The 18,439-nt window shown below is 56.4% G+C and carries 18 protein-coding genes; 7 read left to right on the top strand and 11 right to left on the bottom strand.

The window, feature by feature from the left end:
• Positions 1-13 precede the first annotated feature (13 nt).
• Complete coding sequence (locus BBA90_RS04925) at positions 14-676, top strand: DedA family protein (protein ID WP_065648182.1); 663 nt, start codon at positions 14-16, stop codon at positions 674-676.
• On the opposite strand, the gene BBA90_RS04920 is transcribed toward BBA90_RS04925, so the two are convergent.
• Positions 677-1,597, bottom strand: a complete 921-nt coding sequence (locus tag BBA90_RS04920; RefSeq protein WP_065648181.1) for an AraC family transcriptional regulator — start codon at positions 1,595-1,597, stop codon at positions 677-679. It abuts the gene before it with no gap.
• Between the two features lie 193 nt (positions 1,598-1,790).
• Here BBA90_RS04920 and dkgA point away from each other — a divergent pair, with 193 nt between their 5' ends.
• Positions 1,791-2,618, top strand: coding sequence for a 2,5-didehydrogluconate reductase DkgA (dkgA, locus tag BBA90_RS04915; RefSeq protein ID WP_065648180.1), 828 nt, complete (start codon positions 1,791-1,793; stop codon positions 2,616-2,618).
• A 52-nt stretch (positions 2,619-2,670) separates the two neighbouring features.
• On the opposite strand, the gene ftsP is transcribed toward dkgA, so the two are convergent.
• The 4 genes from ftsP to BBA90_RS04895 form a co-directional block, all read right to left on the bottom strand.
• Complete coding sequence (gene ftsP, locus BBA90_RS04910) at positions 2,671-4,098, bottom strand: cell division protein FtsP (RefSeq protein ID WP_065648179.1); 1,428 nt, start codon at positions 4,096-4,098, stop codon at positions 2,671-2,673.
• A 105-nt stretch (positions 4,099-4,203) separates the two neighbouring features.
• Positions 4,204-4,941 (bottom strand): 1-acylglycerol-3-phosphate O-acyltransferase, encoded by a 738-nt coding sequence (locus BBA90_RS04905; protein WP_065648178.1) that lies wholly within the window; start codon positions 4,939-4,941, stop codon positions 4,204-4,206.
• 38 nt (positions 4,942-4,979) lie between these two features.
• Positions 4,980-7,250, bottom strand: a complete 2,271-nt coding sequence (gene parC / locus BBA90_RS04900) for a DNA topoisomerase IV subunit A (RefSeq protein WP_065648177.1) — start codon at positions 7,248-7,250, stop codon at positions 4,980-4,982.
• A 211-nt stretch (positions 7,251-7,461) separates the two neighbouring features.
• Positions 7,462-8,226, bottom strand: coding sequence for a transporter substrate-binding domain-containing protein (locus tag BBA90_RS04895; protein ID WP_065648176.1), 765 nt, complete (start codon positions 8,224-8,226; stop codon positions 7,462-7,464).
• Positions 8,227-8,388: 162 nt separating this feature from the next.
• Between BBA90_RS04895 and BBA90_RS04890 the strand changes: the two genes are divergently transcribed.
• Both BBA90_RS04890 and BBA90_RS04885 read left to right on the top strand, forming a co-directional pair.
• Complete coding sequence (locus BBA90_RS04890; protein ID WP_065648175.1) at positions 8,389-8,970, top strand: NAD(P)H-dependent oxidoreductase; 582 nt, start codon at positions 8,389-8,391, stop codon at positions 8,968-8,970.
• A 31-nt stretch (positions 8,971-9,001) separates the two neighbouring features.
• Positions 9,002-9,310, top strand: a complete 309-nt coding sequence (locus tag BBA90_RS04885) for a putative quinol monooxygenase (protein ID WP_039380197.1) — start codon at positions 9,002-9,004, stop codon at positions 9,308-9,310.
• A gap of 52 nt (positions 9,311-9,362) precedes the next feature.
• Here BBA90_RS04885 and BBA90_RS04880 read toward each other — a convergent pair whose 3' ends face one another.
• Genes BBA90_RS04880 through nudF form a run of 6 tightly spaced genes read right to left on the bottom strand, consistent with a single transcriptional unit; the run spans position 9,363 to position 14,745 of the window.
• Positions 9,363-10,262: a LysR substrate-binding domain-containing protein gene (locus tag BBA90_RS04880; RefSeq protein WP_065648365.1), complete on the bottom strand. Its 900-nt coding sequence runs from the start codon at positions 10,260-10,262 to the stop codon at positions 9,363-9,365.
• Positions 10,263-10,291: 29 nt separating this feature from the next.
• A complete protein-coding gene (parE, locus tag BBA90_RS04875; RefSeq protein ID WP_065648174.1) occupies positions 10,292-12,187 on the bottom strand; it encodes a DNA topoisomerase IV subunit B in 1,896 nt (631 codons plus the stop codon).
• Between the two features lie 45 nt (positions 12,188-12,232).
• A complete protein-coding gene (gene yqiA, locus BBA90_RS04870; RefSeq protein ID WP_065648173.1) occupies positions 12,233-12,814 on the bottom strand; it encodes an esterase YqiA in 582 nt (193 codons plus the stop codon).
• Between the two features lie 3 nt (positions 12,815-12,817).
• Positions 12,818-13,645 (bottom strand): 3',5'-cyclic-AMP phosphodiesterase, encoded by an 828-nt coding sequence (cpdA, locus tag BBA90_RS04865; protein WP_065648172.1) that lies wholly within the window; start codon positions 13,643-13,645, stop codon positions 12,818-12,820.
• A 42-nt stretch (positions 13,646-13,687) separates the two neighbouring features.
• Positions 13,688-14,113, bottom strand: a complete 426-nt coding sequence (locus BBA90_RS04860; protein WP_065648171.1) for a DUF1249 family protein — start codon at positions 14,111-14,113, stop codon at positions 13,688-13,690.
• Entirely contained in the window at positions 14,110-14,745 is a 636-nt protein-coding gene (gene nudF, locus BBA90_RS04855) for an ADP-ribose diphosphatase (RefSeq protein ID WP_065648170.1), read from the bottom strand. The genes BBA90_RS04860 and nudF overlap by 4 nt, the downstream gene beginning before the upstream one ends.
• Positions 14,746-14,958: 213 nt before the next feature.
• Here nudF and tolC point away from each other — a divergent pair, with 213 nt between their 5' ends.
• From tolC to BBA90_RS04840, 3 genes are all read left to right on the top strand, one after another.
• Positions 14,959-16,428, top strand: coding sequence for an outer membrane channel protein TolC (gene tolC, locus BBA90_RS04850; protein ID WP_065648169.1), 1,470 nt, complete (start codon positions 14,959-14,961; stop codon positions 16,426-16,428).
• A 139-nt stretch (positions 16,429-16,567) separates the two neighbouring features.
• A complete protein-coding gene (locus BBA90_RS04845) occupies positions 16,568-17,242 on the top strand; it encodes a DUF1190 family protein (RefSeq protein ID WP_065648168.1) in 675 nt (224 codons plus the stop codon).
• A gap of 7 nt (positions 17,243-17,249) precedes the next feature.
• Positions 17,250-18,413, top strand: coding sequence for a glutathionylspermidine synthase family protein (locus BBA90_RS04840; RefSeq protein WP_065648167.1), 1,164 nt, complete (start codon positions 17,250-17,252; stop codon positions 18,411-18,413).
• The last annotated feature ends 26 nt before the right edge of the window (positions 18,414-18,439 follow it).

Below are 18,439 nucleotides of genomic sequence, written 5' to 3'. Positions count from 1 at the left end.
GACGGGATAGCAGATGGGTGTTTTACATGAGATTGTCCAGGCGCTCTGGCATCAGGATTTTGCTGCGCTGGCCAATCCGGATGTCGTATGGATTGTCTACGGCGTGATGTTTCTGACGCTGTTTCTGGAAAATGGTTTATTACCGGCGTCGTTTCTGCCGGGTGACAGTCTGCTGCTGCTGGCGGGCGCAATGATTGCCAAAGGCGTCATGGACTTTGTGCCGACCATGGTGATCCTGACCACCGCCGCCAGCCTCGGCTGCTGGCTGAGCTATCTGCAGGGGCGCTGGCTGGGCAATACAAAGCTGGTAAAAAGCTGGCTGATGCATCTGCCCGCACAATACCATCAGCGCGCCTGGCATCTGTTTAACCGCCACGGACTGATGGCGCTGCTGGTGGGCCGTTTCCTGGCGTTTGTCCGTACCCTGCTGCCTACCATGGCGGGCATCTCCGGGCTGCGTAACAGCCGCTTTCAGCTGTTTAACTGGCTGAGCGGCGTATTGTGGGTCGGTATTGTGGTCACCATGGGCTACGGCATTAGCCAGGTGCCGTTTATCAAACGGCATGAAGATCAGGTGATGGCTATTCTGATGATCCTGCCGCTGGTGCTGCTGTTTACCGGGCTGGCCGGCAGCATTGTGGTGATCTGGAAAAAACGCCGCCAGAAACCCTCCTGATTAAGACGCCGCGTCAAACGGCAGCGCCCGCACTGTTTGACGCGCACGGTTAACCTCTTCACCCGGCGTGGTGCCAAACAGCCGTTTGAACTCGCGGGAAAACTGTGACGGACTCTCATACCCGACGCGCAATGCCGCTGTGCTTGCCTTCACATTATCCTGCAGCATCATCAGCCGCGCCTGATGCAGACGATAGCGTTTAAGGTACTGCAGCGGTGACGTCTGCGTTACTGCTTTAAAGTTATGATGAAACGCGGACACGCTCATGTTGACCTCGGCCGCCAGCGTCTCGACGCTCAGGCTCCCGGCAAAATGCGTTTCAATCCGCCGCAGCGCGCGCGCAATCAGACTGAACTGCGTCTGCCGGTTAACCAGCGACAGCAGCGCCCCGCCAATCGGGCCGGTCAGCACATAATAAAGGATTTCCCGTACCAGCTGCGGCCCAAGCACGCGCGCATCGCGCGGATGGCTCATCACATCCAGCAGCCGCTCTGCGGCACACAGCATCTCTTCGCTCAGAAAAGCAGAATGGATACCCGAGGTCTGCACGGCGGGCTGAAACTGCTCATCATCACCGATATCCAGCAGCAGGTCCTGCAGCGAGGCGGTATCAACGCTCAGGCACATACCCGCCAACGGCGCATCGGGGGTGGCTTCCGTTTCGCACTCAACCGGCAGCGGCACCGTCAGCATCAGATATTTACTGGCGTCATAGTGAAATACCGTGCTGCCGAGATAACCGGTTTTACGTCCCTGAAACAGGATCACGATACCAGGCTGATACATCATTGGCGTACGCGGCAGCGTTTCGCTGGCATAGATAAGCCGGACATTTTTCACCGCACAGTGCGGTTTATGCGGGTCGCACATGAGCGCGACGACCCGGCGGGCAAGCTGGCGACACAGAGCGTCATGAGACATGGCGGCTTTCCGGGTAAAAAAACCAGTGTGCCGCAACGCTGCATAAAGCTCTACTCCTCTGGAGGATCAGGCAAGATTTTTGCAGAAAAGGGTCAGAGAGCGCGCTGGCGGAGCGATCCGCACTGCGCGTTTGTTGTCTAGACTTAAGCACACCGTTTGATCATTCAGCGACCGCAATGAAAAAGGAGCCCCTATGACAGATCAACCTATTATCAAACTGCGTGACGGCAACATGATGCCGCAGCTTGGCCTCGGTGTCTGGCAGGCAAGTCAGGAAGAGGCGCATACCGCCGTACTGAAAGCGCTGGAAGTGGGTTATCGCTCTATCGATACCGCTGCCGCCTATAAAAATGAAGAGGCAATTGGCCGGGCGCTGAAGGACACCTCCGTAGCGCGCGACGATATTTTCGTGACCACCAAGCTGTGGAATGACGATCAGCAGAATGTACAGCAGGCGATGGAGACCAGCCTGGAGAAACTGCAGCTCGATAGCGTGGATCTCTACCTGATGCACTGGCCATGTCCGGCGAAAGATAACTACGTTGAGGCATGGAAAAAGATGGTTGAGCTGCAGCAGCAGGGCCTGACCAAAAGCATCGGCGTCTGTAACTTTCATGAAGCCCATCTGAAACGCCTGATTGATGAAACCGGCGTGACGCCGGTGGTGAATCAGATTGAACTGCACCCGATGCTGCAGCAGCGTACGCTGCACGCCTGGAACGCGCTGCATCAGATCCAGACAGAGTCCTGGAGCCCGCTGGCACAGGGTGGCGAAGGTGTTTTCGATCAGGAGATTATCCGCACGCTGGCGAAGAAATATGGCAAGAGCGCCGCGCAGATTGTGATCCGCTGGCATCTGGACAGCGGCCTGGTGGTGATCCCGAAATCAGTCACCCCGGCACGCATTGAAGAGAACTTTAAAGTCTTTGATTTCCGGCTGGAGAAAAGTGAGATCAGTGAAATCACCAAACTGGATAAGGGTCAGCGTCTGGGACCCGATCCGGAAGCATTTAACGGCTAAAGCAGTATGATGTTTGCGGCCGCCCTCAGCGGCGGCCCTTTCACACTCAGCTTCAGGAAAGCGGATTGACGACCATCTGCCCTGCCGTACCGCGATCGGCCAGTTCCAGCGTCTGGCTGTAGTAAACAAACGGGAAATGATCGCTGGCGCTTTGCGGAAAACTCACCAGCAGCTCAACACTGCCGTCGACCCAGACGGTATCTTTCCAGCCGCGATCTTCGCCCATTGACTGCGCGCCGTTGACGCTCTTGATGAGAAACATCACGCCCTGAATATGTAGCGACTGCGGGCGATCGGCGTGAATAATCCAGCGTTCAAACGTCCCCTGCTGCGCGGTGGTATCAATGCGGCTCATATCCCATAGCGCGCCATTGATGCCCGGTACGCTGTCGCCAATACGAAACTCGCGCGTCCGCACTGCAGCGCCATCCAGGATCTGATCGGCCAGCAGACGCATCGGCAGGTTATCCGTGACCAGCGGCAACAGCCCGGTCGGGCGCAGCGTCAGCACCAGCGTGTTGGTCAGAATGGATGAGGGTTCAAACAGGCCGCGCAGGCGATCCATAATGCCTGCCGCCGTGCCCGCTGTAATCGACACTTCATCACCCTGCGACATATCCACCAGCACCTCACGTCGCTCGCCAGGTGCCAGAGAGAGCGTCTGCACCGCGACCGGCGAAGGCAGAAAACCCTGATCGCTGGCAATAACGGTAAAAGGACGGTTGTCGGAGAAACGCAGGTCAAAGCGTCGGGCATTGGCGGCGTTCAGCAGGCGCAGGCGCACCCAGCCGCGGGAAACATCAACATAGGGATTCTGCACGCCGTTAACCAGCAGCGTATCCCCGAGAAATCCGCCTTCTGACGGCGGGTTATACACCGGCGTGGCAAAGTTATCGAGGCGCTTATCCTGAATCACCAGCGGAAAATCATCCACGCCATAGTGTTTAGGCAGCGGCAGAGATTTGCTCACCTCATCTTCAATCAGCCACATTCCTGCCAGACCATTGTAGACGTGCGGTGCCATATGATTCGGCGTGCTGGCGTGATACCACAGCGTCGCCGCTCCCTGCCGGATAGGCAGCACCGGCGACCAGTCAGCACCCGCTGACATCAGGCGGGGTGCCCCGCCCATCAGCGCGCCCGGCACCTGCAGACCGCTGACCGTCATCGCCACCGGCTCATTAAGCCGGTTGCTGTAGATAAGTTTGACATCATCACCGCTGTAAACCCGTACGGTCGGCCCCAGATAGAGGCCGTTAATGCCCCAGACCGGTACTTTGCTGCCGCTGCCCGTAAACGACCAGTGACTGCGCTGCAGCGTCAGAAACAGTGGCTGTCCGCGACGGGATTCAATCAGCGGCGGGACCGGCAGCGGGACATCGCCTGCCGGAGCAGCGGCGCGGGCTGAAAAAGGCAATGCCGATGAAGCCAGCGCAACGCCGGCAGAAAGCTGAATAAAGTGACGTCTGCTGCAAGACATAAAACTTCAGACCTTTTGAGCGTGGCGTAAAACGCCGTGTCCATGTTGTTGTTGTTAATTTTGCTGTGGTGCGCAGGGGCAGTATTCACCGCCCCCGGATAAGGCTCAGATTTTACCGTTTTTTTCGCGTTCAGCGACTTCTGCGTTTAACTCTTCCAGCTTAGCAGACATTATTTCACGGCAGTGGGTCGCCAGCTTACGCACAGAGGCGGTCTCAAACTGGGCGGTATCGACCGGTGGCAGCATCTCTACAATCACCAGGCCATTCTTCCAGCGATTCATATTAATTTTGCCGTGGGTATTAGAGACCACGATCGGGATAATCGGTACGCCGGCAGCAACAGCCGCGTGAAACGCGCCGGTCTTAAACGGCAGCAGTCCGCGACCACGGCTGCGCGTACCTTCCGGGAACATCCAGAACGAGATACGCTTCTTTTTAAACTGCCCGACAATCTCTCCAATCGTGCCGTGTGCTTTGGCACGGTTATCACGATCGATCAACAGGTTGCCTGTCAGCCAGTAGAGCTGCCCGAAAAACGGGATCCACAACAGGCTCTTTTTGCCTACGGTCACGGTGGTCGGCTGTACGATTTTCGCTGCCGTGATCATGTCATAGTTGTTCTGATGGTTTGCGATGTAGATAGCATTACCATAATTCGCTGCTTCTGCGGGCCTGCGCAGTTCAACTTTAACGCCCAGCACTCCGGAGAGCCGGCCAAAAAGATGGCCAAACGTCGCCACATGGCGCGGGTTGCGCGGTGAAAACAGGCACCAGATGCTGCCGAATACACAGACCAGTATGGAATAAATGATAATAATTATTGCGCGTAAAATTAGTAGCATAGCGTCCTCAAAAAAGTACTCCTTTGCAGATAACCCGATTACTCTGCAGCTGCGTCACGCTTGGGGCGTGCCGGCGCATTGACTTCAACGCTGTCAATACGCTGCAGGCCGCGTGATACGCTGCCACGACGGCCGCGATCGGCACGCACTTTTTGCAGATCTTCATCGCGCAGGATCAGCTTACGTTTACCCACATAGAGAGTAAGGGTGCTGCCCGGCGTCAGAATCAGTAGCCACTGCAGCCGGTCGGTGCCGGAGGCGGCGTCTGCGGCAGGAATAGAGATAATTTTATTGCCTTTGCCTTTTGACATTTGCGGCAGGTCAGCCACCGGGAACATCAGCATTCTGCCCGCCTGGGTAATGGCCAGCAGCATGTCATCACCGGAGTTGACCGCCAGCGGCGTCATGACGCGGGCATTTTCCGGCAGCGTCAGCAGCGCTTTACCGGCCCGGTTGCGCGATACCAGATCGGCAAAGGTGCAGATAAAGCCGTAGCCGGCATCCGAGGCCATCAGCAGCTTCTGATCGTCCGCTTCCATCAGCACCTGTTCCATAACCGCACCCGGCGGAAGCGTCAGCTTGCCGGTCAGCGGTTCGCCCTGCCCGCGCGCCGATGGCAGGGAGGTGGGATCGAGCGTATAGCTGCGTCCGGTGGAGTCAATAAACGCCACCGGCTGATTGCTCTTGCCGCGCGCGGCCGCGCGATAGCTGTCTCCCGCTTTGTAGCTCAGGCCGGTGGGGTCGATATCGTGCCCTTTGGCGCTACGCACCCAGCCCATCTGCGACAGCACGATGGTCACCGGCTCGGCGCTCACCAGCTCATTTTCGCTCAGCGCTTTGGCTTCTTCGCGCTCATGCAGCGGTGAGCGACGCTCATCACCGTACGCCTGACTGTCAGCCTGCAGCTCTTTCTTCAGCAGGCTGTTCATTTTGCGTTCAGACGCGAGCGTAGCCTGCAGCTGATCGCGCTCTTTCTCCAGTTCGGCCTGCTCGCCGCGGATTTTCATCTCTTCGAGTTTCGCAAGATGGCGCAGCTTCAGCTCCAGAATCGCTTCTGCCTGTGTTTCGCTGATTGCAAAGCGCGACATCAGGACCGCTTTGGGTTCATCTTCACTGCGGATGATGTGGATCACATCATCAATGTTCAGAAACGCAACCAGCAGCCCCTCAAGGATATGCAGGCGGCGCAGCACGCGCTCAAGCCGGTAATTCAGGCGGCGCGTGACCGTATCGCGCCGGTAAATCAGCCATTCAGAGAGGATTTCCAGCAGGTTTTTCACTGCCGGACGGTTATCCAGACCAATCATGTTCAGGTTAACGCGGTAGCTCTTTTCCAGATCGGTGGTGGCAAAGAGATGATGCATGACCTGATCGAGATCGACGCGGTTTGAGCGCGGTACAATCACCAGCCGCGTCGGGTTTTCGTGATCGGATTCGTCGCGCAGATCCTCAATCATCGGCAGTTTTTTGTTACGCATCTGGGCAGCAATCTGCTCCAGCACGCGCGCGCCGGAAACCTGATGCGGCAGCGCGGTGATCACTGCCTCACCCTCTTCTTTTTTCCAGACAGCACGCTGGCGGACCGATCCGCGCCCGCTCTGGTAGATCTTGCGGATCTCTTCACGCGGCGTAATGATCTCGGCTTCCGTCGGATAGTCGGGCCCCTGCACGATATCCAGCAGCTCATCCAGCGTGGTTTTGGGTTTGTCGATCAGCCGTACTGCAGCTTCTGCTACTTCACGCAGGTTGTGCGGCGGAATGTCGGTTGCCATGCCGACGGCGATACCGGTGGTGCCGTTAAGCAGAATGTTGGGCAGCCGCGCCGGCAGCATTTTGGGTTCCTGCAGCGTGCCGTCAAAATTCGGGATGTAATCAACCGTGCCCTGACCCAGCTCGCTGAGCAGCACTTCCGCATATTTAGAGAGGCGCGATTCGGTATAGCGCATCGCGGCAAAGGATTTGGGATCGTCCGGTGCGCCCCAGTTACCCTGACCATCAACCAGCGGATAACGATAGGAGAACGGCTGCGCCATCAATACCATCGCTTCATAACAGGCGCTATCGCCATGCGGATGATATTTACCCAGCACGTCACCAACGGTGCGCGCTGACTTCTTAAATTTGGCGCTGGCGCTCAGGCCCAGCTCTGACATGGCGTAGACGATACGGCGCTGCACCGGCTTCAGACCGTCACCGATATAGGGCAGCGCGCGATCCATAATCACATACATGGAGTAATCCAGGTACGCTTTTTCGGTAAACTTGTGCAGGGCAAGACGCTCTGCACCATCCTGCGTCATTTCGCTCATTACGTTTGCATCCTCACTTCGTGGCCCGCACCGGCGGGTCATTTGGCGAGGATAGTACCTTATTCACGCGAGTTAGTCACAGAGAAGCCGTGTCTCTGCGGCAGAAAGGTTTGCGTTAAAAAACAACAGTACAGTAAACGAATCTGGCTGTTTTAAACCGTTGAGAAAACGCGGGTTTCCCGCAGCAAAAATGCCGTTACTCTGTACCGTATCAGGGCGCTGTACCGAGCCATTCTTTCTGGATCGCCGCATATTCGCCCGTCGCCGTTGCCAGATGCAGCCACTGATCCACATAGAGTTTCCAGCTCATATCATCGCGCGGCAGCATGTAGGCTTTTTCGCCATACTGCATCGGCTTATCCGGATTAATGGCGCAAAGCGACGGATAGTGCTGCTGCTGAAACTGTGCTTCAGACGCGTCGGTGATCATCACATCCGCTTTTTTATCTGCCAGCTGCTGAAAGATGATCGTATTTTCTGCCAGCTGCAGCGTAGCCTGCGGCAAATGGCTGTGCACAAAGGCTTCGTTGGTGCCCCCGGCAGGCTCAATCACCCGCACCTCGCGCCGGTTGATCTGCTCAATGGTCTGATAGCGCGCTTTGTCCTCACAGCGCACCAGCGGAATTTTGCCATCTGTTCCCAGCGGTCGGGCAAACCAGGCGATTTTCTGGCGTTTCAGCGTGACCGATACGCCACCCAGCGCGATATCACACTGGCGGGCAACAAAATCGGCACTCAGCGTTTTCCAGGTCGTCGGCACCCAGGCTACTTTGGCCCCCAGGCTGGCGGCCAGCGACTGCGCCATGCTGATATCCAGCCCTTCGTAGTTACCGTCACTGCGCAGAAAGCTGTAGGGCTTATAGTCGCCGGTGGTACAGACGCGCAGCGTCTGCTGTTGCTGAATGAGATCGAGACGTGACTGTGCCTGAGCCGCGCCTGCTACCAGCAGCAGCGCGACAGTTACCTGTTTTTTCATGGTCTCTTCTTATTTTTAATGGTGGGTTGCGCACAGAGTGTTTCACAGGCCGGAGCATTATTGCTTTATAAGCAACAGTATTGTGACCCGTGGCACATTTTTCTGTGCGGCTTTCACGCGTAAAGTGGGCCGCATCAAACTAACATTCAGGTGCAAAACATTATGAGCAACATTCTGATCATTGACGGCGGCAAAACCTTTGCTCACTCAAAAGGCGAGCTCAATCATACGCTGACTGACGTTGCGGCCAGCCAGCTGCGCGATCTGGGTCATCAGGTCTCTGTCACGCTGGCTGACAGTAATTACGACGTCGCAGAGGAGATCCGGAAGTATCTGGACAGCGATGTGGTGATCTATCAGATGCCGGGCTGGTGGATGGGCGAGCCGTGGACGGTAAAAAAATATATTGATGAGGTCTTTACCGAAGGGCACGGTAAACTCTACGCCAGCGATGGCCGCTCACGCAGCGACGCCGGCAAAAAGTATGGGTCCGGCGGCCTGATTCAGGGTAAAAAATATATGCTGTCGCTGACGTGGAACGCGCCGCTGGAAGCCTTTACCGAAGCCGATCAGTTCTTTGAAGGCGTGGGCGTGGATGGCCTCTATCTGCACTTCCATAAGGCGAATCAGTTCCTCGGAATGGAGGCGCTGCCCACCTTTATCTGCAATGACGTTATCAAACAGCCCGATGTGCCGCGCGATATTGCACGTTATCGGACTCATCTCAGCGCAATCTTTGCTTAACTGTAAGCACAACGGGAAAAGAGGAAGCGCTATGTTAACGGTCGTCGCTGAAATTTGTGTTAAACCGGGTCGTCGTCAGGCGGTGCTGGATGCAATTAATGAGCTGATTCCGGCGGTACTGCAGGAAGAGGGTTGCCATCAGTATGATGCACTGCTCGACCATCAGGCACAGGTGCCGTGGAAGCAAAATTCACCCGACTCCATCTTTATGCTGGAGCAGTGGGCGTCGCTGCGGGCGCTGGAGCAGCATCAGCAGATGCCGCATATGGATGCACACCGCGCCCGAATCAAAGATGATGTAGTGGATGTGAAAATTCTGGTGCTGGAACCGGCCAGCTGACTTTTCCTGAGACAACGCTCTGGCTAAGCCGGAGCGTCTGTCACCCTGATGCCTAAATCAGCTGCTGACGCTGGATTTTCTCCTGCAGGAAATCAAGAAAGCAGGTGACGCGCGAGCTCAGCGTCTGATTGCGATAGTAGACGGCATGCACCGGCAGGCGTAACTCCCGGGTTTCGCTGGCCAGCACATCCATCAGCCGCCCCTGTTCACGATCTTCCCGGCTGACAAAATCAGAGAGTCTGACAATGCCCAGCCCCTGCAGGGCCAGCTGACGCAGCGTTTCGCCGCTGGAGGCAGTCAGAGTCGGCTTAATACGCAGGAATTCGCCCTCCTGCTGCCAGACGGGCCAGATATTATGGGTATCCAGCTGGCTAAAGCCAATCAGCTGATGCTGGCTCAGCGCGGCCACGCTGCCGGGTACGCCATGTTTTGCCAGATAGTCCGGGCTGGCGACCAGCCGTGTAGCGCTGCTGCCTAATACTCTGGCGCGCAGCGTCGAGTCACGCAGTTCGCCGATGCGAATCGCGATATCGGTTTGCTGCTCCAGCAGATCAATAACGATATCGTCTGTGTTCAGTTCAAGCTCAATTTGCGGATACTGTTGCCGGAACTCCGCCAGCAGCGGCACAATCACGTGCAGCATAAAGGGCGTATTGGCGTTAATGCGCAGTCGACCGGCGGGCGTCTCACGCCGGCGGGCAATCTGCTCTTCGGCCCGCTCAACGGATGTCAGGATCTGGCGGGCGTGCTCAAGAAAAATAACGCCTTCATCGGTCAGCGCCAGACGGCGCGTGGTGCGATGCATTAGCGTGGTCTGTAGCTTACTCTCCAGCCGGCTGAGCGCGCGGCTGATGCCGGAAGTGGTCTGCTCCAGCTGTTCTGCAGCGGCGGTAATTGAACCGCTGTCAACCACCGCCACCCATGCGCGCAGCTCTTCGAGCGTAATCTTCACCGTGTTATCCTCAGCGCGCGTCGCCACGATTAAACGTCGAGATCGGCGAGATCGCCTTTCTCCTGCAACCAGTTGCGGCGATCTTCAGACCGTTTCTTCGCCAGCAGCATATCCATTATGCGCAGAGTCTGTTCAATATCTTCATCTGCAATCGTCAGCTGTACCAGACGCCGGGTGTTCGGATCGAGTGTGGTTTCGCGCAGCTGGAGCGGGTTCATTTCACCCAGGCCTTTAAAACGCTGCACGTTAGGCTTGCCTTTTTTCCGCTTCAGCTGCTCCAGCACGCCCTCTTTTTCATCTTCATCCAGCGCATAGTAAACCTCTTTACCGAGATCGATACGGTAGAGCGGCGGCATCGCGACATAGACGTGCCCGTGCTGCACCAGTGAACGGAAGTGCTTCACAAACAGCGCGCACAGCAGCGTGGCGATATGCAGGCCATCGGAGTCCGCATCCGCCAGGATACAGATTTTGCCGTAGCGCAGCTGGCTCAGATCTTCGCTATCCGGATCGATGCCAATCGCCACGGAGATGTCATGCACCTCCTGCGACGCCAGCACTTCATCAGAAGAGACCTCCCAGGTATTCAGGATCTTACCTTTCAGCGGCATAATCGCCTGGTATTCGCGATCGCGCGCCTGTTTGGCCGATCCGCCCGCTGAGTCACCCTCAACCAGGAACAGCTCGGTTTTGTTCAGATCCTGGGCGGTGCAGTCTGCCAGTTTGCCCGGCAGCGCCGGTCCGCTGGTGAGCTTTTTACGCACCACTTTTTTCGCCGCGCGCATACGGCGCTGTGCGCTGGAAATCGCCAGCTCAGCCAGCATTTCTGCCGCCTGCACGTTCTGATTCAGCCACAGGCTGAACGCATCTTTCACCACCGCCGAAACAAAGGCCGCACACTGACGCGACGAGAGACGTTCTTTAGTCTGACCGGCAAACTGCGGATCCTGCATTTTTACCGATAACACATAGGCGCAGCGATCCCAGATATCTTCCGCTGACAGCTTAACGCCACGCGGTAAGATATTGCGGTATTCACAGAATTCGCGCATGGCATCCAGCAGCCCCTGACGCAGACCGTTCACGTGCGTGCCGCCCTGCATAGTCGGGATCAGGTTAACGTAGCTTTCCGTCAGCAGCTCGCCCCCTTCCGGTAACCACAGCAGTGCCCAGTCTACCGCCTCCACGTCGCCGGCAAAGCTGCCTGTAAACGGCGTTTCCGGCAGCGTGGGCAGCCCGTTGACCGCCTCACTCAGATAATCGGTCAGACCATCCTGATACAGCCAGGTCTGCTCGCTGTTATTCACCTTATCTTTAAAGACAATCTCAACGCCGGGACAGAGTACCGCTTTCGCTTTGAGCAGATGTTTCAGACGTGATACGGAAAAGCGCGGGCTGTCGAAGAAGCTGACATCAGGCCAGAAATGGACGCTGGTGCCCGTGTTACGTTTGGCGACCGTACCTATCACTTTGAGGTCTTCAACCTTTTCGCCATGCTCAAAAGCGATACGATAAACCTCGCCATTACGCCGAACGGTGACTTCAACCCGCGTGGATAGCGCGTTGACAACCGAGATGCCCACACCGTGCAGGCCGCCGGAAAACTGGTAGTTTTTGCCGGAGAATTTACCGCCTGCGTGCAGCCGGCACAGGATCAGTTCAACTGCCGGCACGCCCTCTTCCGGGTGAATGTCCACCGGCATACCGCGTCCGTCGTCGATCACTTCCAGCGACTGATCGGCGTGCAGGATCACCTCGACCCGGCTGGCATGACCCGCCAGCGCTTCATCCACGCTGTTATCGATGACTTCCTGGCCCAGATGGTTTGGCCGGGTGGTATCGGTATACATTCCCGGACGACGACGCACAGGCTCGAGGCCGGTTAAGACCTCAATCGCGTCAGCATTATAGTTTGATTGGCTCATTGTATTTGTCTGATGAACAAGAGGAAAAGGAGCCCATGACGCAGCTTAGGAGAGGGATAGCCCCAGAAAATCTACTATCTGCGTAAAATGGCGTTCAAATCCGATAAAGGCGTGATTGCCGCCCTCTTCAACCGTCTGCCGGCATGCGCTGTAGTAATTCAGCGCCTGGCGATAGTCGAGGATCTCATCGCCGGTCTGCTGCAATAACCAGAGCAGATCGGGCGCGTCAAGCGGGTCAATCTGCATCACTTTCAGATCGTAAATATGGCGTGACTCTAACACATATTGCTGGCCGGTGTAGGGATTACGGTTCTCGCCCAGATAATCCGTCAGCAGCTCAAACGGGCGAACGGCCGGATTCACCACCACCGCCGGCAGCATGAAACATTGCGACAGCCAGGTCGCAAAATAGCCGCCCAGCGACGAGCCAACCAGCCCCAGCGGCTCCCCGGTATGCTGCATCACGAGCTCTTCCAGCAGGCTGGCGGCCTCTTCCGGAAAAGCGGGCAGCTGAGGCACCAGAACATTAATGTGCGGCTGTTCTTCGGCACACCACGCCTGCAGCTGCGTCGCTTTGGCTGATTGCGGCGAACTGTTAAATCCGTGCAGGTAAAGAAGCGTTGCCATCAATCAATACCCATCCGAGTCGAGGTCAGGCCGGAACATATCGCTTTGCAGACGATTCACTTCTGTATGCAGTGAGCCATCCGCCTCTAACGTCAGCCAGCGCCAGCCTGGGGCCAGCGTGTCAATGGTAAAACTGGTGCAGTGGGGTTTGAACTGAACGCAGGTAGAAGGCGAGGCCAGCACCCGACGCCCCTGCCAGCGAAGATCGAGCTCCTGATGAATATGGCCACACACCAGATGTTGCGCCTGCGGGAAAGCCTGTAATACCGCTTCCAGCTGATGCGGATTGCGCAGGCTATGCTGGTCGAGCCAGGTACAGCCGGAGGGCACCGGATGATGGTGCAGCAGTATCAGCGAGTGCCGCTCAGGAAACCGCGCGAGGGACTCTGCCAGCCACTCCAGCTGATAGTCGCTCAGCATGCCGTGCGGCACGCCAGATACCTGGCTATCCAGCAGCAGCAGCTGCCACTGCTCGCCCAGCAAAACATGTTTATCTGCCGCAATCCCTGCTTCCGCAAGGGTGTTCACCATGGCTGGCTGGAAGTCATGATTGCCAGGCAGCCAGACGCAGAGCTTTTGCAGGCGGGAAATGCCGGTAATAAAATGCTGGTACGCTTCCACGGTATGATCCTGCGCCAGATCGCCGGTCGCGATAATCAGATCGTATTCGTGCTGCTGTGACGCGATAGCATCAAGCACTGCATCGAAGCTTGCCCAGGTATTCACCCCCAGCAAAGATTGGTGCTTCCCTGCGAAGAGATGGGTATCAGTGATCTGCAGGATCCGGATGGCGGATCCTGGTGCCGCAGGAAGAGTGAGCAGGCTATCCAAAGCGTTTCCTTAATCTCCACGCCATCAATGCGTCAGACGCGTTTAGCAAACAGGCACGGCCAGTGCGCCGTGCGCCAGGCAGTAGCGCAGCCAGTCAGCCAGAAACTGGTTAATCTGATGTTTTTCATCACGCTGATGCAATTTTTTATTAGGATAATCATAACGTGCTTTAAAGCGATAGATCTGCTGTGTGGAACACACTTCGGCGACCATCGCATCGTGATAGAGCCGTACTGACATTGCGGGCAGGCTCCAGTAGCTTACCGCAGGCGCAATCTGACGGATTTCAACCAGCGTAGTGTAACGCGTTGATTCCTCTATCGTCAGCTGATAACGGGCGCCGTTGACCTGATAGATCACCGAGGCGCCTGCTTCATCACTGCGCGGCAGCAGGCGACGCAGCTGCGCGAAGTTCGTTTCGCACAGGCGCATCATTTCGGGAAAATCAGGGGTATAGCGCTGTTTCATTTTACCGTCCACTCACGTCGTAGTCTTTCATGGTGCAACGCCAGCCATTGCAGCGCAATGACAGAAGCTGCGTTATCAATAATCCCCTCTTCCACCCAGCGGTAAGCCTGTTCGCGGCTGACCACATGCACGAGAATATCCTCATTCTCTTCCTCCAGCCCATGGTTCCCTTCTGCCAGGCTGGCATCCACTTCACCCACCAGCACTGATAACCGCTCAGAGGTGCCGCCAGGGCTGGCTAAATAACTGATAACGGGTTTAACGCGCCCGACGTTCAGGCCCGCTTCTTCCTGTGCTTCGCGTCGCACCACGGCTTCCGGCGTTTCTCCGGGCTCAATGATACCTGCCACCATCTCCAGCAGCCAGGGTGTGGCGCTGGAATCAAGAGCCGGAATGCGGATCTGTTCGATTAAGACGACTTCGTCACGCAGGGGATCATAGGGTAGCAGCACGGCAGCGTGTCCGCGCTCGAAAACTTCACGCACCACTTCACCACTCATTCCGCCATTAAAAAGACGGTGGCGAAAGCGATAGCTGACGATGGAAAAAAAACCGTCATAACGGGTATCGCGTGCAATAATTTCTACATCGTTTTTTGTGAAAGTCACAGGGGATTTTTTTTCGCCCGCCATCGTCTGGTTCCTTATGCAGATTGGGATAGAACATCGAAAAGCCAACCCTGGTGCTCTGTCCGAGTGGTTCTTTCTGAATTATTTACGTAAATTAGGGAAAGAAGGCACGTTCAGCCAACCTATCTCTGACAGCGCCTCTGTAAAATCGGCGATTATTTTTTTGGCTTAGCAGCAGCACTTTTCGCGTCACAGGCTGCAACAAAAGGAATGCAAATGAAAAAACTGCTCCCATTTTTTATTGGACTGAGCCTGGGCGGATTCAGCCTTGCCAGCCAGGCAGAAAACCTGCTGCAGGTTTATCAGCAGGCGCGCCTGAGCAATCCCGATCTGCGCGCCTCTGCCGCCGATCGCGACGCCGCGTTTGAAAAGATCAACGAAGCGCGCAGCCCGTTGCTGCCGCAGCTGGGTCTGGGTGCAGATTACACCTACAATAATGGCTATCGCGATAGCAGCGGTCTGAACACCACCACTAAAAGTGCCTCGCTGCAATTAACGCAGACGATTTTTGATATGTCAAAGTGGCGTAGCCTGACGCTGCAGGAAAAAACCGCTGGCATCCAGGATGTCACCTACCAGGTTGCGCAGCAGGATCTCATCCTTAATACCGCGACCGCCTATTTCAACGTGCTGAATGCGATTGATACGCTCTCTTATACCGAAGCGCAGAAACAGTCTATCTATCGCGAGCTGGACCAAACCACGCAGCGCTTTAATGTCGGCCTGGTGGCGATTACTGATGTGCAGAACGCCCGTGCACAGTATGACAGCGTGCTGGCAAATGAAGTGACGGCCCGAAACACGCTGGATAATGCGGTTGAATCACTGCGCCAGATCACCGGGATGGATTACCTCTCCCTGGCATCGCTGAGCATTGACCGTTTTAAAACTGCACGCCCTGATGCGGTCGCCAGCCTGCTGAAACAGGCTGAGAGTCGTAACCTCAACCTGCTCTCTGCGCGTCTGAGCCAGGATCTGGCGCGTGAACAGATCCGCTATGCTGAATCGGGCCATATGCCTACGCTGGATCTGACCGCATCCACCGGTCTGTCTAACAATAAATATAGCGGCAGCCGGGCGAATCAGAGCATCACCAACAACGACTCCATATCGGGTTCAAATCAGGTTGGCCTGAGTTTCTCCTTACCGCTCTACAGCGGCGGTTCAGTGACCTCGCAGGTGAAACAGGCGCAGTACAATTTTGTTGCCGCCAGCGAACAGCTGGAAGGTGCGCATCGCAGCGCGGTGCAGACCGTACGCTCCTCGTTTAACAACGTGAATGCGTCAATCAGCAGCATTGACGCGTACAAACAGGCGGTGATCTCTGCGCAAAGCTCACTGGACGCCTCTGAAGCAGGCTATCAGGTGGGTACCCGTACGATTGTTGATGTCCTGGACGCGACCACCACGCTGTTTAATGCTAAACAGCAGCTCTCTAACGCGCGTTACAGCTATCTGATTAACCAGCTGAATATCAAATATGCGCTGGGTACCCTCAATGAACAGGACCTGCAGCAGCTGAACAGCGCGCTGGGTAAAGAGGTAACGACCTCACCTGAAGTGGTCGCGCCGGAAAACAGCCAGCAGACCGCACAGGCCGACAGTGCACCGCAGGCGGCAGCCTCCGCACCGGCGGCACCTGCTCAGCCGGCAGCACGCAACAGTGGCAATCCATTCAGCCGCTGATACGCCAAGGGGCCCCTGCGGCCCCTTTCGCATTTGAACGTATAGGTACGTAAAGATCCGCAGCCTGTCAGGCTTCTCGCTTTAAATCCCCCCTTGCATCACCTATCCTGACGTCAACTCTGGGTACAGGATAATCACTATGAAACGGACCAAAAATATCCGTCATGCCGCTTTTCGTAAAGGCTGGCAGGCACGTCATCTTACGCCCGTCGCGCTGGCAGTAACCGCCGTATTTATGCTGGCAGGCTGCGAACAGAGCGATGAAACGGTTTCGCTCTATCAGAACGCTGACGACTGTGCGAAAGCCAATCCGGATCAGAGCAGTCAGTGTAAAGCTGCTTATAACAATGCGCTGAAAGAGGCGGAACGTACCGCGCCTAAATATGCCTCACGCGAAGATTGCGTGGCGGAATTTGGCGAAAACCAGTGTCAGCAGGCACCGGCTCAGGCGGGCGCGGGCACCACCGCAAATAATGCCGAAGCCCAGCACAGCGGCGGCTTCTGGATGCCGCTGATGGCTGGCTACATGATGGGACGCATGATGGGTGGCGGTGCCGGTTTTGCGCAACAGCCGCTGTTCTCCCCGAAAACGCCAGCCAGTCCGGCTAACGGACAGTTTGTGGACGCCACCGGTAAAAACTATGGCTCAGCCACCTCTGGCCGCACCATGAACGTGCCTAAAACCGCTATGGCACCTAAACCGGCCACCACCTCCACCATTACCCGCGGTGGCTTTGGTGAGACGGTCGCGAAGCAAAACAGTATGCAGCGCAGCAGCGCCAGCGGCACCAGCAGTCGCTCGCTGGGGGGCTAAGCGCCGTATGCAACGTATTGCTATCAGCGAGCGCCCGGACTGGCGCGCAAAAGCCACTGAATATGGCTTTCAGTTTCACACCATGTATGGCGAGCCCTACTGGTGTGAAGAGGCCTATTATCAGTTTACGCTGGCGCAGGTGGAGACGCTGGAAACCGTTACGGCAGAGCTGCATCAGATGTGCCTGCAGGCGGTGGAAAAGGTGGTTAACAGCGATGCGCTGCTGACCCGCTTCTGCATTCCGAAACACACCTGGGATTTTGTCCGCGAATCCTGGGCGCAGCGTCAGCCCTCGCTCTACTCCCGCCTTGATTTAGTGTGGGATGGCAGCGGCGACATCAAGCTGCTGGAAAATAACGCCGACACGCCGACGTCACTCTATGAAGCCGCGTTTTTTCAGTGGATCTGGCTCGAAGATCAGCTTAAAGCGGGCAACCTGCCGGCGGGCAGCGATCAGTTCAACAGCCTGCAGGAGAAGCTGATTGAGCGGTTTGCGGTTCTGCAGCAGCAGCACGGCTTTAACTTGCTGCACTTTGCCTGCTGCCGTGATACGGAAGAGGATCGCGCGACGGTACAGTATCTGCAGGATTGCGCCACAGAAGCGGGGCTTCCCGGCGAGTTTCTCTATATCGATGAGATTGGACTGGGCGAAAAAGGCCAGTTTACCGACCAGCACGATCGCGTCATCAGCAACCTGTTCAAGCTTTACCCCTGGGAGTTCATGCTGCGGGAGGTGTTTTCGACCAAGCTGGCCGATGCCGGCGTACGCTGGCTGGAACCCGCATGGAAAAGCATCCTCTCCAATAAAGCGCTGCTGCCGCTGCTGTGGGAGATGTTTCCGGATCATCCCAATCTGCTGCCCGCCTGGTTTGCGGATGACAGTCAGGCGCCGCAGATGGATAAATATGTGGTGAAGCCGCTGTTCTCCCGTGAGGGTGCGAACATTCGCATTATCGAAAACGGCAATGAAATCGCGCGTGCTGACGGTCCCTATGGCGAAGAGGGCATGATTATTCAGCAGTTCTGCGCGCTGCCCAAATTCGGTGACAGCTATACGCTGATTGGCAGCTGGCTGATAGACGATCAGCCGGCGGGTATCGGCTTACGTGAAGATCGGGCGCTGATCACCCAGGATCTGTCTCGCTTCTATCCCCATACCTTTATCGGTTAGTCCGGTGGCGCATTCCGGTGCGCCAT

It is taken from the genome of Pantoea eucrina, from assembly GCF_001691555.1.
GTDB lineage: Bacteria > Pseudomonadota > Gammaproteobacteria > Enterobacterales > Enterobacteriaceae > Pantoea > Pantoea borealis.
The sequence above is the reverse complement of the archived record's forward strand: the minus strand, read 5'-3'. Positions and strand labels throughout refer to the sequence as shown.